Source organism: Agaricicola taiwanensis (assembly GCF_014635245.1).
Lineage (GTDB): Bacteria > Pseudomonadota > Alphaproteobacteria > Rhizobiales > Methylopilaceae > Agaricicola > Agaricicola taiwanensis.
In genome coordinates, this window is the sequence record NZ_BMCP01000001.1 from 664,993 (window position 1) to 680,747 (window position 15,755).

Consider the following 15,755-nt stretch of genomic DNA (forward strand, 5'->3'; position numbering starts at 1 on the left):
CTTGTTTTGTCAGTTGCCCCGCCCGGGGATTTGACGATCAATCAGCCCTAACAGACCGTAGACAGCCGTATTAGCACCTGACGGCAAAGCCCGGGGGCGCCGGAGCAACGCGTCTCACGTCACGTTCAACGCTGACGAAGCGGGGTAGCCATGGATCCGTTTGAAACTATCCGCCTGGAAGCGGAGACAGCCTCGGCACCAGGAAACAACGGTGCAGGCTCGCTCACCACCGTCCCCTTGGCGATCATCTCCGCCACCGGGCCGAGCCATATTCATTTCACCAGCGAGAGCGGCGGGTCGGGTGAATACATCGACTTTGCCGTGACGGTACCCGCCGACGGTTATTACGATCTCGGCATCGGCTATGCCGCCGCGTCCGGTACCCCGATGCGCCTCGATATCAAGCACGGCGAAGGTGCCTTCAGGCTGTTCGACCGTATGTTCGATCTTCCGTCGACGGGCACGCCGGGCACCTATGGCGAGCGAGAGACGAGGGTGTTCCTTGCCGCCGGAGAGAACCTCCTGCGGCTGTCCTCCAACGGTTCCGGTGGCGCCGACATCGATTATCTCGAAGTGCGTGCACCGGATCCCGGCCGGATAGTGCTCCAGGCGGAGGATCTCATCTCGGGCACCACGACATCGACGCCGAAGAGCGCCAATCGCGCCATCACGGAAGCTCTGCTGACCGCCAAGAACGCGAAAGTGGCCTCAGACGAGGTCTTCCGGACCGGAGCGGAGGGCAATGCCTATCTGGATTGGGGCAGCGCAGCCGGCACGTTGAAGTTCGCAGTCGAAGCTGCCGTGGCGGGCGATTACCGCGTTGCGATCACCTATGCCAACGGGAGCTCACCCTCTGCCAGCAGTTCCGGCAACCGCGTCCTGACGCTCGGCCTGGCAGATGATGACACCTCCGATGATCTGACCTTCGATTTCGCGCCGACGGCGGCGCCCTCCGCCTATCCCGATGATTACGAGGACATGGCCGCCAGCATCCGGCCAGCCGATGGCAAGGATGCCGGAACGACGCCTGATCCGACCAGATGGGAAGGTTGGACAACCCATACATCGGCAACGACGATCCGGCTTGAAGCAGGCAGCAATCTTCTGCAACTGCTTGGTGAAAATGGGCCGAACATCGACAAGATCGAGTTTATCCTGGTGCCGGAGACACCACCTGCCGATCCGGACGCGGATCTGTCCGCCGATGCGGATGAACGGCCCCTGTTCCTTGATGGTCCTGAGGGAGAGCTGACATCCGCCGCCGCGGCTTCCATCAACTTCCAACTGGCCGGCATCGACCCTGACATCGTCAAGATCGAGATCAGTTTCGATGGCGGGGAAACCCGGACCGACATTACCGACCGTCCGGATGCGGACGGCGATTTTACTTTCGCGGGGTCCAATCTGCCGGCGGGCATGTCGACGGTGACTGTTTTCGTCACCGATGGCGTTGGAAACGTGGCTCAGGCGAGCACGAACATCACCATTGCGGAAGCAACGAGCGGCGGTGAGACACCACCGGAGGATGAGGAAACGCCTCCCGACGACGATGCTTCTCTGGCTCTCGCGGCCCCCATCGTCATCCAGGCCGAGGACGCCACCAAGGTCACCGTTCAGGATACCGGTACGCCGACCAGCTCCAGCTTCACCCGTGTGGTCGACGCCACGCATCCCGACGCCGGCGGCACCTATCACAGCGGCGCTGTCGACGGCGCTTATATGGACTATGGCAGCAATGCCGGTGACGCCATCACCATCAACTTCGATGCGGCGACGGCGGGGACTTATCTTGTCACCTTCCGCTATGCCAATGGCGGCACCGCCAACCGGCCGCTGAGCCTGTCGGTCAATGGCGGCGCCACGACATCGGTGGACTTCCAACCCAGCGCAGCAACGACGAACTCTTCGGTGAAGTGGCAGACCTGGGTGGATAAGACGGTCGAGCTGGATCTTGTCGCGGGCATGAACGCCATCAAATTGGCCATACCGTCAGGTGCCACCAGCGGCCCCAATATCGACCAGATCACCTTCCAGGCCACGGAAGATCCCGGTCCTGACCCCGATCCAGATCCAGACCCCGATCCAGACCCCGATCCAGGGCCAGGCCCGGGTCCGGGCGAGCCCTTCGCGCTGACGATCCAGGGGGAAACCTTCACCCCCATCGACACCACGGGTACGGGAACACAGATCACCCAGGCACGCACGCCCTCCAATCCGGAACCCAACACTCCGCTCGCGCACGATGCGAACGGTGACAGCCTCTGGGATGGCTTCACAGGAACAGGCTACCTCGACATGGGCAGCCAGATCGGTGATGCCGCCTCCTTCACCTTCAACGCGCCTGAGGCTGGCTTCTATACCTTCACCTTCCGCTACTCCAACGGCGGCGGAGGCGCGAGCACCGACAGGCCCATGACGCTGAGCGTGGGGTCCGAAACGGCGACGCTGTCATTTCCCGGAACAGGCTCCCAACGATGGGATATCTGGCAGACGACGACGGTGGAACTGGAGCTTGCCGCCGGTTCCAACACTCTCAAGTTGACCAATACGGTGGCCAATGGGCCGAACATTGATCGGGTCGACATCAGCCGAGGCGACGTCGAGGTGCGGGACCAGGTCAGGTTCGAACCGGTTGCCAAGATCAATTTCCAGCCGGCCAGCGGCCTCCCCTCGTCCTATACCACGCCGTCGGGCTTTTTCGCCGATACCGGCGCGGCCTACGGCGCGCGCAGCAATGGCCAGACCTATGGCTGGGTAACGGAGGCGAGCGTCGCCGATGGAACGGCGAACGGCACCACGCCCTCGGCTCTGCCGACAAGTTCGCTGAGCTATAACAACACGATCACCAACGCGAGCAACCTGCAGAAGACTTCCGCTCTCTTCGAGACCAGCGGCGGCGCCGCCTATGCCTGGGAGATGGCGCTCGAGAACGGCACCTATCAGATCAAGCTCTCCATCGGCGAAACCTCAGGCACGCTGGGCGCCGATTACGCCGTCAACGTCGAGGGCCAGGAATTCATGCCGGACTGGTCGCCGGCCAATCCCATCGACAGCACGCAGACCAAGGGATTTCGCTCCGGCCTCGTCACCGGGATCGCCCAGGTGACAGACGGGCGGTTGACCATCGATTCCATCGGTGGCGTGAACACCGAGATCCAGTATCTGGAGGTCGAACGCATTCCCGACCTCACGCCCGGTGACGGACGAACGGCCGACCTCGATTATTCCTTCTTCGAAGCGCCGGTTGCCGCCTATCTCAATGAAGCGCAGGTTTCCATCGCCATTGACGAGGACGGAGACCTTCCAACCGACATCAACCCGCTCTCGGCCTTCGTCGTCGGCTTGAACGTCCAGGCGCCCGGCCACCGGGGTCCGAACATTTCCTATGTCGATAACGTCAAGCTGGTCGAAACCCTGACCGGCGCGGAAGTCGAGATCAACGTTCAGCTCAGCGGCGGTTCGGACTCGCTCACCATCAAGCCCGTGGAGCCGCTGAAGGAGAACACCAGCTACACGCTGCGGGTGGAGGATGTCCTCGATCTCGGAAGCATCACCGACGGCACCGCGCCGCTGCGGCAGATGCAGGACCTGACCACCACTTTCGTCACCGGGACAACGCCGGTGGAACATCCCCGCGAGGTGGCTTTCACCACCCAGACATTGCTCGATGGCTTCACTGACGGCGCTGGCGGCTTCACCACAGTCGAATTCAGCCCCGACGGCAAGCTCTACGTCGCGACCATCACGGGCCAGATCCATCGCTGGGATGTCAACGCCGACGGCACGATCGACAAGGCCTCCCAGGAGACGCTGGAACTGGATTACCTTGCCCAGGGCAGCAGCCGGCGCGGCATCATTGGTCTTGCCTTCGACCCCGACGACCCCAACAAGATCTGGATCACCGACAACTATCCGGTGCCGCGCGAGAGCAAGGCCTTCAGCACGCCTGAATTTTCCGGCCGCATCAGCACGATTACGCTGGGTGAGGGTGGATCCTTCGAGGGCGCGGTAGCGCGGGCCTACATCCAGGGTCTGCCCCGCTCGGGCGGCGATCACGTCACCAACAGCATCGAATTTCGCGCCAATCCCGATGCGGCGCTTCCCGGGCAGCCGGATCATCTCCTGTATCTCACACAGGGCTCCAACTCGGCCGCGGGTGAGAAGGATGACGCCTGGGGCAACCGGCCGGAGCGCCTGCTCAACGCCGCGGTGCTGGAAGTCGACCCCTCGCGCACGCCGCCGGCAGGAGGCTTCGACGTCCGCACCGAGCCGGTCACCACGCCGACCACGCAGAATCCCGCCTCGGCCTTCAACGCGGACGGGACCTATCCGGGCTACTACAATCCCTTCGAAACCGACGCCGTTCTGAAGATCTACGCCACCGGCGTGCGCAACGCCTACGATCTCGTGTGGCATTCCAACGGACACCTCTATGTGCCGACCAACGGCACCGCGGCAGGCGGCAAGACGCCCTTAGATCCGACGCAGCCGACCGATGACACCGTCATCGCCAATTCGCCGAAGCAGTACGACTACCTCTTCGACGTGAAGGAGGGCGGCTATTACGGCCACCCCAATGTGCTGCGCGACGAGTATATCCTCAATGGCGGCAACCCCACCGCCGGCCTCGACAGGAACGAAGTCGTCGGCGGCAACGATGGCAACCCCTCGACCGATGGTTACAGCGTCGGGGTCGATCCGGATCCTGATTACGACATCGAAGGCACCTACAATCTGGGCCACAACCAGTCGCCCAATGGTGCCATCGAATACAAGAGCGGTATGTTCGGCCCCAATCTGAAGGGCGCGATCCTCTTCGCCCAGTTCTCCACCGGCGACAACGTCCGCATGATCCGCCTCAATGAGAACGGCGAGATCGTGGGAGATGACGTGCTGCGCCGCCCCGATGGATCGGTGATCGACGACTACATCGACCCGCTCGACATCATCGAACACCCCTTGACCGGTCAGCTTTACCTGATGACGCTGAACCGCAGCACCGGAGCAAGCCAGCTCGTTCTTTTGACGCCGGCACCGGGAGCTCCGAACCAGGACACGACCGCCGACGAAGGCGGTGACCTTGATCTTGTCACCTATGATCTCTCGAATCCCGCAGCGACCATTTTCCAGCTGAACGGTCTCGATGACGACATCACCGCCGTACGTGCCCGCTTCAATGGCGGCGCGTGGCAGACGGTCAGCGTCAACGATCAGGATCGCTTCACGGTGGATCTGAGCGCGTTCCAGGGCTCGATCACGGCCCAGATCGAGGTTACGGACGATGCCTTGAACCGCGCGTTGGACAGTCTGACCTTTACGCGCTCCGGCGGCGGAAACATCGTGGTGCAGAGCCTCGATCCGGCCTTTTTCGATAACCGGCTGCACTTCAACTATCTTGAAGATCCCGACAGAACATTGCCGAATGCCGTTGACCGCGACTTCAAAGCCTTCGGCACGGTGCGGATCACCAACGACGGCTCGGGCCCGCTGTCCCTTCACAACTATGAGCTGACAGGCCCCTTCACGCTTGCCAACCCCAATGCACTCAACGGCGTGACCCTGGCCGCAGGCCAATCACTCGACGTGCGGGTCAATTTCAACCGGGCCGCCTACACGCCGCCCACGACCAACGTCGATCAGACCTCCACGATCTTCACCGGAGCTCTCAAGATCAACAGCAACGACGCGGGAACACCCAGTGTGGTGGTCAATCTCGCGGGCTTCTGGCAGGCCCGTGATGAAGGGGGCCAGGAACCCAACGTCAACGAGGTCTGGAGCATCTTCGGCTTCGGCAACCGCATCGAGGGTCTGAAGACCACCGACGGCGGCGGCAACTCGACGCTGAGCAAGAAGGGCGTTTTCGCCAAGACCGATTCGACGGAAATCCTGTCGCCTTATTGGAAGATCGCCGACGGTGTCACCGAAGCCAAGGTCACGCAGATCACGGGCTTTCATGGCAACGGTGGAGCCACGCTTGGGATCCACAACCTCGACACCAAGTCCGGCAACATCACGTTCTGGAACCATCAGAGCAACGACAACCAGCGCATCCTTCCCAACGTCACCAATTCGACCTTCGCCACGAAAGTCTTCACCGCGGCGGATATTCCCGATACCTGGACGGGCAACGACATATTCGGAATAATGGTGGAGGAGTTTTCGTCCGACCCACGTCTCAACAAGGTCCAGGGAACGATTGTCGCGGGCGCGCAGCAGGGCCATTACGTCAAGATCTTCCAAGCTCAGGACGCCAACGGAAACAACATCCCCAACGTCTACCTCGGCATCATGGACTATGCCGGCGGCAACTACGACTACAACGACAATATGTTCGTGATTGAGGGCGTGACGCCGATGTACTTCGGCGATGGCGTTCCGATCACGACGGACTCCAACGGCAATCCCATCCCCACGACGACCGCGGCGAGCTCCATGATGCTGGCGAGCACCGAGGAGACCCTCGCTCCCATCGCCGACGATGGAGCGGATGCGGGTGATGCCACTCCCGGTGATCCGGACGATGCCGGCATGCCGGGCGACGCGGGACCCGCAGATGGCGCTCCCCAAATGGCTGATGCAACCACCGTTGAAGCCGATGATGCCGACGGTCAGCTCGCTGACGGCGACTGGGTGGAATACACCGTCACGGTCCCTGAAGACGGCATCTATGATCTCACCCTTTCCGCAAACACGGGGGATGAGACCGCGGAAGTCACGATCTCGCTGGGTGACGGCGCCGAGCTTGCAAAAGCGACCTTGCAGCCGACAGGGGAACCATCCGCCGAGGGTGATGCGGCAATGAGCGCGGTGGCTCTGACGTTGGAGGCAGGTGAGCACACCATCCGCATCGCTTACAAGGCGGCGTCGGATGCGGGTGGCGCAGCATCCATAGACCTTCAGTCGCTCACGCTGGATTATCGCGGTTCCGAGGCGCCCATCGACACCGGTGAGGTGTCCGCTGAGACCTCGGACACGCAAGCGCCTGAGGATCTGACCGCGGCTGAGCTGTTGTCCGATACCGATGGCACCAGCGCGGGCAGCGGTGACACCTCGGTCGGACCGAATGATCCCGCCGCCCTGGCTGACCTGCTGTCCAGCACCTCCAGTGACGATGACGCGCCACAGGATCCGCTGTTCCACTATCACCTGGTGATCTGAGGCGCGTTATGCAGAAGGCTACGGCCAACCTCAGTGTTCGTTCCGCGCTGCGCACCTGTCGCAGTGCCTTGCTTGGCATCTTCCTCGTCAGCGCCGTTCTCAATATCCTGATGCTGACGGGGCCGATGTTCATGCTGCAGGTCTATGATCGGGTGCTCGCCAGCAACAGCGTGCCGACCCTTGTGGTGCTGTCAGGTATCGCGCTCGCGCTCTACCTCTTTTCGGGCCTTCTCGACATCCTGCGCTCCCAGGCGCTCTCGCTGATCTCCCTGCGGGTCCACACCAGACTGTCCGTCCCGGCCTTTTTCGCCGGCGTTCAGCTGCCGCTGCTGATGGGGCGCAAGGCGGGATCCATGGAGCCCATCCGAGACCTCGACCATGTGAAGCGCTTCCTTGGTTCGTCGGGACCAGCGGCTATCTTCGACCTGCCGTTCATGCCGTTTTATTTCGCGCTGCTGTTTCTCTTCCATCCCTGGCTCGGCGTTCTGGCCGCCGGCGGCGGGATCGTGATCTTCGTCCTCGTCGTCACCAACGAGATCACGGCCCGTGAGCCCGCCCGTGACCTCGTCACACAAACCTCCGCGCAATTGGCCGTGGTGACCAGCGCGCGGCGCAATGCCGAGGTCCTGCGTGCCATGGGCATGTTCGACAGCTTCGCCCATCGCTTCGGCCAGCGGCTGGAGCGCTCCTATGGCGCACAGCGCCGCGTCGCCGATCGCAGTGCGTTCTTCGCGTCCATCACAAAGACACTGCGCCTGCTGCTGCAGTCGGCCATGCTGGGGCTCGGCGCATATCTTGCGATCCTGCAGGAGATATCGCCCGGAGTGATGATCGCGGCCTCGATCATCATGGCGCGTGCGCTGTCGCCGATTGAACAGGCGGTGGCCAACTGGCCGACATTCGTCGCCGCGCGCCAGGCGGCCGCCCGGCTGAAGGAACTGCTCGGAAAATCCCCGCCCGCGACGGGCATGAAGGATATGCCTTTGCCCACGCAAAACCTGGCCGTTGCGCAACTGGCAACCGCCGCACCGGGAGAGCCGGGCGTCGCGCTTCAGGGCATCAATCTTTCTCTTGAAGCGGGCGATGGGCTGGGTGTGATCGGACCCTCCGGCTCGGGCAAGACCAGCTTTGTGCGAGCCCTTGTTGGCGTTTGGCCGACCGTGCGCGGGTCCGTGCGGCTGGACGGCGCCACTCTTGATCAATGGACCGACAGCGAACGCGGCCGCTTCATCGGCTATCTGCCACAGGACGTGGAGCTCTTTGAAGGGACGGTCGCCGAAAACATCGCGCGTTTTGCACCGGATCCGCCCGTCGTCGAGATCATCCGTGCCGCCAAGCTCGCCGGCGTCCATGGGCTCATCACCAGCTTGCCCGACGGCTACAACTGCATGATCGGAGAGGCCGGCGCGCGGCTTTCTGCCGGCCAGCGCCAGCGTATCGGCCTCGCTCGTGCCCTCTTCGGAAAGCCCTTCCTTATCGTCCTGGACGAGCCCAACTCCAACCTGGACGCGGAGGGGGAGCGGGCGCTCTCGGAAGCTGTTCTTGAGGTCCGTAAACAGGGGTCGATCGTTGTCATGGTCGCCCATCGCTCCAGCGCGCTTTCCGCCGTCAACAAGATGCTGGTGATCCGGGACGGGCAGCAGGTCGATTTCGGCCCGCGCGACAAGGTCTTGACCAGCATCGCGCCCGTGCTGGTCGAGGGCGGTCCAAGGAGGACGGCGCATGCATAGCGAGCAGATCGAAACCAGCATCAGCCGCTCGCTCCGGATGCAGCTTTTCGGGGCGCTGGCCGTTGTCACCGCTCTGGCCGGTGGGTTTGGCGGCGTGGCCGCCTATGCCGAGATTTCCGGTGCCGTGATCGGATCTGGCACCATCATCGTCGCGGGGAGGGCGAAGGAGGTCCAGCATGCCGAGGGCGGGATCATCGGCACCATCTCCGTGCGTGAGGGCGAACGGGTCGAAGCGGGCAAAACGCTGTTCCAGCTCGATGGAACCGCGGTACGGGCCAACCTTGGGATCGTGGAGAGCCAGCTGAAGCAGCTCCTTGCTCAGGAGGCCCGCCTTCTCACCGAACAGGGAAGGCTGGACGCCATCTCCTTTCCCGAGGAGCTGGCAGGGGAGGAGGCCGACGTTTCCCTCCTGAGGCGCGGTCAGATCGAACTGATGAATGCGCGTCGCGCCACCCTCATCGGCCGCAAGGCGCAGGTTGATGAGCAGGCGCGCCAGTTTGAGGAGAAGATCGCCGCCCTTACGGCCGAGCAGGAGGCCGTCAACGAGAACATAAGCCTCCTGGATGAGCAGCTTGTCGATGTCTCCTACCTGAACAAGCGCGGACTCCTGGTGGACTCGCAACTGATCGCGGTGAAACGCGAGCGCGCCTCTCTGATGGGAAAGCTCGCCTCGCTGAAAGCGGAGGTCGTGGAGGCCAAACAGGCGATCAGCGAGCGGAAGATCCAGAAAGCCCAGATCGACGAAGAGTTCCTGGAACAGGTCCTCACGGAACTTGATCAGAAACGCGTCGAGATCGCCCGTCTGCGCCAGGAGAAGGTGGCTGCCCTCGATCGCCTGGAGCGGATCGACATAAGGTCCCCCATGGCCGGTTATGTGCATCAACTGGCCGTCCACACCGTGGGGCGTGTCATCACGCCGGGCGAAACCCTGCTGCAGATCATACCCGATGACGATGACCTCCTGATCGAGGCCAAACTCAACCCCACGGATATCGATTCCGTGCATCGCGGCCAGATCGCGCGGGTGCGGATGACCGGCCTCGATCAGCGCATCACGCCACAACTGACAACGTCGGTGCTGAGTGTTTCGCCGGATCTGACCATGGATCCAAAGACGGGCATGTCCTACTACACGGCGCGCCTGGCACTGGCGGAAGGCGAACTCGCCAAGCTGGAGAGACAAGAACTGCGCCCGGGCATGCCGGTCGAAGTCTTTGTCGAGACCAATATGCGCACGGTTCTATCCTATCTCGCCAAACCGTTGCAGGATCAGATTGCTCACGCCATGCGGGAGAACTGACTATGAACACCGAGGAAGAGGTCCCTGCGGCTCTGGAGGTGCCCGCCGCAACGAAGGGCGGCGCCGCGCCGGTACGCCTGCCGCAGATGCAGCCCTTCGTTGCGGCGGTAGGCACGTCCGAAGAGGCCACGCCGGCGGTTGTCCCGTTGCACGCTACGGACGGACGGCTGCGCATCAGGGGAACGCCCGTCGCCGGAGGTAACGCCATTTATGCCGCATCGGAGGAGATCCTTTCCCAGCTCGCCTCCCTCTCAGTAAACCTTCGAGAGCTGCGGGCGGAGCATGATCCGGACATCGCCGCCGCGCTACGCAGGGACATGGCTGTCGTCAAGGAAAGCGTGGAGCAGTTGGAAGCCTTCGTGACGATCACCTTCGCGGCGAAAATCGACGAAGCCATCAATCAGAAACTGACTACCGCCCGGCAGGCCCAGGAGGCGCATCAGCGGGTCAGGCGATGGCTCATCGGCTTCATTGGCCTCAGCGCCGTTCTCATGCTCGGCTTCTGGGCGGAAGCTGAGACAGGGCAAGTCATTCCCGCCCTGCGGGACGGGATCACTCATATCGCCGAACTCGCACGCAACGCCCTTGGGCGCCTAGGACGCTAGATGAGGCCGCGGGCGACCGACAGCGCGACCTGCGTCCGGTTCTCCGCACCTAATTTGCGCATGATCGAGCGCATGTGCAGACGAACTGTCGTATCGGAGATGCTCAGCTCGCCGGCAATGCGCTTGTTGCCGAGGCCTCTTCCTACCGCCTTCAGAACATCCCGCTCGCGCTTGGAAAGAAGGGCGATCTTTTCATCGATCCCGATCGACGATGCCGCGGCTCGCTCTGGTCTCCGGTCGGTGACCGAAGCATCGGGGCCCGGACGCGGGCAGGCTTCCGCCGGCCAGACGACATGTCCTGCCAGGACCATCTTGATGATGCTCTCGATCATATGCGGCGGCGTGTCGTGGGTGATGCAGCCCAGGGCACCTGCGGCGATGGCTTCTCCCATCTCGGAATGGGCCGCTTGCGGGACCATCAGGATCGCTCGCCACGTCGAACAATGTGCAGCGAGCATATTGAGCTCGCTGATGGCCAGCGTCTTTGCCGACGGTTCGATGAAGACGATCAGGCCGCGATCATTATCGTCGCGCGCGATCAGAAGCGCGTCGAGATGGTCGAAAGCCTGGATCTGCCTGACCAGCGGTGCCAGAAGCCGGCAGATGCCATGGCCAAGCAGTCCACGGCTGATGACAGCCACCTCCACGGATGCAAGAGCGGTTGCCTTCAACCCTCCTGCCGGGTAGCTGGCCAAGGCCCTGTCAAGGGGAAGGGGTTGCGCCTCCTGTTCCTCAAAACGCCATTGCAGCATGTCTGCCTCCTGATTGGCGTGGGGTTTCTGCGCTTTTCCAGCGTTTCGGATTTTGATGTCGCTCGTCCTGGTTTGAAGCCAGCGTCACCTCGTATCCCGGCGAGAAAGCGGGTGCTGCAGGCTCCACCGCCTGTCACAGCACCTACCGGGAGATCATAAACATTACACCATTCAGCAATGTTATCGAGATCTCTACTTCTTCCTGAGTCGCGCATCTTCCGTAAAGAGGCAACGTGGATGATGTCGGGATCAGCTACAATGAGACCCTATAATCCAATTCAACTATTATATGTTCCAGATCATCTGGAACTTCTGTCGCTGAGCTAGAGAGAACACAACATCGGCTGCACCATTACGGGGCCGCACCGGCGAAACTGAGGCCGCGGGCGCCCGTATTTATCAGGCTCGTGAACTATTCCCCGCCGCGACACGTTGGTCAGCTTGATCTTAAGCCTATCGGATCCGCACCATTGCATTCATCGTTCTTGATGGTCCTTGGCATTGCGCTCGCGGCAGCGCTGGCCTCACCCGCCGGCGGCATGCTCGCCATCTGGTTGCGGCCGACAAGCCTGCTGCTGTCGATCACGGTTGGGCTCGCCGGCGGCGTGCTGCTCGGTACTTTCGCCTTTGAGATGATGCCCAGGGCGCTGGAACTGGCATCGATGCCATTGGCAGCCGGTGGGTTCATTCTTGGGCTCGGCCTTGTCTATCTGCTGGATCTGTATGTGAACCGGTGGCAACTCGCCGGGCCCGAAGCCGATCAGAGGGACCGCGTCGGACGAGCCCACAGGCGCCGTAAGCCGCGGGGCAGTGATACGTCGGTTCTGGCGGGCGGCACCAGTGTGGAGGAACTGATTGAAGGGCTCACCATCGGCGTCGGCGCCGCTCTGGAGCCCAGTACCGCTTTCATCGTGGGTCTCGCCATCTTCATCGACAACCTCAGTGAGGCAATGAGCATCGGAGAGCTGGTGATCAGCGAGGGCGGCCCCGGGGCCAAACGGCGAACCTTCATGTGGACCTCACTGATCGGCGTCTCGCTCTTTGCATCCGCCATGATCGGCTGGTTCCTCATGCGGAACATCCCGGAGACGTTGCAGGGCACCCTGTTCGCCATAGGCGCGGGAGGCATGTTCTATCTGACCATCACCGATCTCGTGCCGGAGGCGGAGGCGCATCAGTTTCAGCAGTCGGCGGCGCTTGCCATCGGGGCGGGCTTTCTCACGGTCATGGTGCTGTCAAACCTGATGTGACGGCAGCCTACGCCTTAAACTGCAGGCGCCCGGATGCATTGCGATACCGTCTTCAGGAAATCCCGGGCCAGGCGGGACAGCGGAATGTTCTTCGTGGTCAGCAATTCCGCGCGCAGAGGGATGTGGGGAAGGAACGGCTTCATGATGATGTCGGGGTAGATCGCGTCGAGCTGCGAAAAATTATCCACCAGAGCAACCCCGATGCCTTTGTTGACGAGGCTCCAGGCGGTTGAGATCCAGCCCACTTCAAGTGATGGTTCCAGCTCGACACGAGCATCGGCGACCACGGCATCGATCAGGGTTCGAAGACCCTGATCTTTCGAATAGAACACCAGACGGTGCCCGACGAGATTGGCCGGCGTGATGACGTCGAGCCGCACCAGGGGGTGGTCGCGCCGCATAATGCATGTGACGCCGCCGCGGCACAGTTCCGTGGAAGCGACGGCGGCATGCTCCAGCGCCAGAAAGGCAAAGCCCAGATCGGCTCGCTGCGTGGCGATGCTCTGTACGACGGCGCGGCGCGGGCGCACATCAAAATCAAGGGTGACGTCGGGGCGCTCGGCCATGAAGGTCGAGATCGCCTGGGGAAGAATTGCCTCCCCCAGCGTCGGAATTGAAACGATGCTGAGCCGGCCGGATCGGGCGCTGCGGATGTCCTCGATCGACTGCCGGACCTCGCGCATCTCGTCAAAGACCCGTTCGACATCGGGAAACAGCGCTTGGGCATCCTGCGTTGGCACCAGCCTGCCTTTCACCCGGCTGAACAGCTGAAACCGTAGCTGATCCTCCGTATGGCGCAGGATCTTCGTCACGGCGGGTTGCGTAAGATTGAGCATCCGCGCGGCCGCCGTAACGGAGCCGGTGTGCATGATGGCCTGAAAAACCTCGAGCTGACGGTAGTTCACTGAACCCTCACCGGTTGGTGCTGCATCCCATGCCTTCAGGTTATAGATTTGGGCGGATTAGTCATTGGACAGCCAAGTTCCATCGCTCCTAGCCTACCTCCACTTGGCCTCGTGATCCCAGCCAAAGTTTCATGCTGTGTCGCAAGCCACAATCTTTCCGCCTGCAACGGGCGATGACGACATCGGACAAGAGGCAGACAATGGAACAGCATTCTCTTCACGGTCAGACCATCAGCGATTTCAAGCGCGCTCCCCAATCCCTGATCGAGCGCTTCAAGATCCACGATACCGCGAAGGTGTGCGACTCCATGGGCGGCTACGGCGCCATGGAATTCGAGATCAAGCCCCTTGAAAACAACATGCGCGTGTTCGGTTCGGCGCTGACGGTGCTGACCCGGCCGGGCGATGCGCTCTATGTGCAGAAGGCCATCGACATGACGCAGCCGGGAGACGTCATCGTCATCAACGCTGGCGGCTACAAGGACGTCAGCTGCATCGGCGAGCGTCTTGGCGGTTTCTTCAAGCAGAAGGGCGCGGTCGGCATCATCGTCGATGGCGCCGTGCGTGATGCGGCCGGCATGGTGACCGACGCACCGCCCACCTTCGCGCGCGCCAGCTGCATTCGCATCTTCGGTTCGATGGGCCCCGGCGCCATCAACGTGCCCATCACCTGCGGCGGCGTATCCGTGAACCCTGGCGACATCATCATCGGAGACCGCGATGGCGTGGTCGTCGTGCCTCTGGCCGATGCCGAGCGCGTCGCCGATCTGGCGGACGAACACCTCGCAGGTGAGCTTGCCCGAATGGAAGAGGTCGCCAGCGGCCGGACCATCGAGGACGTGTTCTCGCTGACCCCGAAGCTTGCGCGCTGGACCGGGCGTTGATCATGGCGGGCGGCAACGAGGTCCTGGATTGGCTGGGCGGGCAGCACGATGCCATGGTCGATCTCCTCGGCCGGCTCGTGAACACCGACAGCGGCAGCTACAACAAGGCCGGTGTCGACCGGGTAGGCGAGATCATCCGGGAATTCCTCTCCGGCTTCGGCATCACTTGCGAGATCATTCCGCAGGAGCGTTTCGGCGACAGCATTCGCGCCCGGATCGGCCCTATCGGCAATACGGCGCCCATCCTCCTTCTCGGCCATCGGGACACCGTGTTTCCTGATGGCGAAGCCGCCCGCCGCCCCTTCCGGGTTGAGGGCGGCAAGGCCTACGGGCCTGGTGTCGCCGACATGAAGGCCGGTCTTGTCATGAACAGCTTCGTCATGGCGGCCTTTGCGCGGGCCGGAGCGCCCATACCCATGATCGCACTCTATACCTCCGACGAGGAGATCGCTTCGCCGGCCTCCCGGCCGGTCATCGAGGCCGAGGCGCGCGGGGTTCGCGCCGTTTTCAATGCCGAGCCCGGACGGCTCAACAACAACGTCGTCACCGGCCGCAAGGGCGGCGTCTTCATGAAGCTCACGGTTCGCGGCAAGGCAGCGCATTCCGGCGTCAATTTCCAGGACGGCATCAGCGCCATTGAGGAGCTGGCCCGCAAGACCACGGCGCTTCATGCGTTGACGGATCTGTCCATCGGAACCACCGTCAACGTGGGCCTCATCTCGGGCGGCCAGTCCGTCAACACTGTCGCGGCGGAGGCCTCCGCCGAGATCGATTTGCGTTACGTCGAGCCGCCTCAGCGTGAAGCGGCACTTTCCGCCATCCAGGCCATTGTGAACAGGAGCTTCGTGCCCGGCGCCTCCGCCGAACTGACGATCGCCGGAGAATTCGTGCCGCTGGTCCAGACGCCGGCCTCCGAGGCCATGTTCAATGCCTATGTTGCCGCCTCCGCCGAACTCGGCCAGACCGTTGACGGCGAATTTGCCGGCGGCTGCGCCGATTCCGGCTTTACCTCGGCCCTCGGCACGCCGACCGTATGTTCGACCGGTCCGTGCGGCGCCAAGGTTCACAGCCCTGACGAATTCCTGCTGGTCGACACACTGGTGCCGCGCGCGCAAGCGCTGGCTCTGACGATCCAGCAGCTCGAGCCTGCTTGAGAACAGAAAGGACAAGA

At 62.5% G+C, this 15,755-nt stretch carries 9 protein-coding genes; 7 read left to right on the forward strand and 2 right to left on the reverse strand.

Annotated features, from left to right (window positions below):
- The first annotated feature begins 150 nt into the window (after positions 1–150).
- Genes IEV58_RS03135 through IEV58_RS03150 form a run of 4 tightly spaced genes read left to right on the forward strand, consistent with a single transcriptional unit; the run spans position 151 to position 10,793 of the window.
- Positions 151–7,158 carry a carbohydrate-binding protein gene (locus IEV58_RS03135; RefSeq protein ID WP_188408229.1) on the forward strand — a complete coding sequence of 2,336 codons (7,008 nt, stop codon included), beginning with the start codon at positions 151–153 and terminating at the stop codon, positions 7,156–7,158.
- A gap of 8 nt (positions 7,159–7,166) precedes the next feature.
- On the forward strand, positions 7,167–8,888 hold the full coding sequence (locus IEV58_RS03140) for a type I secretion system permease/ATPase (protein ID WP_188408230.1): 1,722 nt from the start codon (positions 7,167–7,169) through the stop codon (positions 8,886–8,888).
- Complete coding sequence (locus IEV58_RS03145) at positions 8,881–10,188, forward strand: HlyD family type I secretion periplasmic adaptor subunit (RefSeq protein WP_188408231.1); 1,308 nt, start codon at positions 8,881–8,883, stop codon at positions 10,186–10,188. Before IEV58_RS03140 ends, IEV58_RS03145 begins: the two co-directional genes overlap by 8 nt.
- A gap of 2 nt (positions 10,189–10,190) precedes the next feature.
- Positions 10,191–10,793, forward strand: a complete 603-nt coding sequence (locus IEV58_RS03150) for a hypothetical protein (RefSeq protein WP_188408232.1) — start codon at positions 10,191–10,193, stop codon at positions 10,791–10,793.
- Here the strand turns inward: IEV58_RS03150 and IEV58_RS03155 are convergent.
- The gene (locus IEV58_RS03155) at positions 10,790–11,545 is read right to left on the reverse strand and encodes a response regulator transcription factor (protein ID WP_188408233.1); all 756 of its coding nucleotides are present in this window, start codon (positions 11,543–11,545) and stop codon (positions 10,790–10,792) included. The two genes, IEV58_RS03150 and IEV58_RS03155, sit on opposite strands and share 4 nt — an antisense overlap.
- Positions 11,546–12,015: 470 nt before the next feature.
- Here IEV58_RS03155 and IEV58_RS03160 point away from each other — a divergent pair, with 470 nt between their 5' ends.
- The gene (locus tag IEV58_RS03160; RefSeq protein WP_188408234.1) at positions 12,016–12,795 is read left to right on the forward strand and encodes a ZIP family metal transporter; all 780 of its coding nucleotides are present in this window, start codon (positions 12,016–12,018) and stop codon (positions 12,793–12,795) included.
- A 14-nt stretch (positions 12,796–12,809) separates the two neighbouring features.
- On the opposite strand, the gene IEV58_RS03165 is transcribed toward IEV58_RS03160, so the two are convergent.
- Positions 12,810–13,700, reverse strand: a complete 891-nt coding sequence (locus IEV58_RS03165; protein WP_188408235.1) for a LysR substrate-binding domain-containing protein — start codon at positions 13,698–13,700, stop codon at positions 12,810–12,812.
- A 200-nt stretch (positions 13,701–13,900) separates the two neighbouring features.
- Here IEV58_RS03165 and IEV58_RS03170 point away from each other — a divergent pair, with 200 nt between their 5' ends.
- Positions 13,901–14,584 (forward strand): RraA family protein, encoded by a 684-nt coding sequence (locus IEV58_RS03170; RefSeq protein ID WP_188408236.1) that lies wholly within the window; start codon positions 13,901–13,903, stop codon positions 14,582–14,584.
- Between the two features lie 2 nt (positions 14,585–14,586).
- Positions 14,587–15,738, forward strand: a complete 1,152-nt coding sequence (locus tag IEV58_RS03175; RefSeq protein WP_188408237.1) for a M20 family metallopeptidase — start codon at positions 14,587–14,589, stop codon at positions 15,736–15,738.
- The last annotated feature ends 17 nt before the right edge of the window (positions 15,739–15,755 follow it).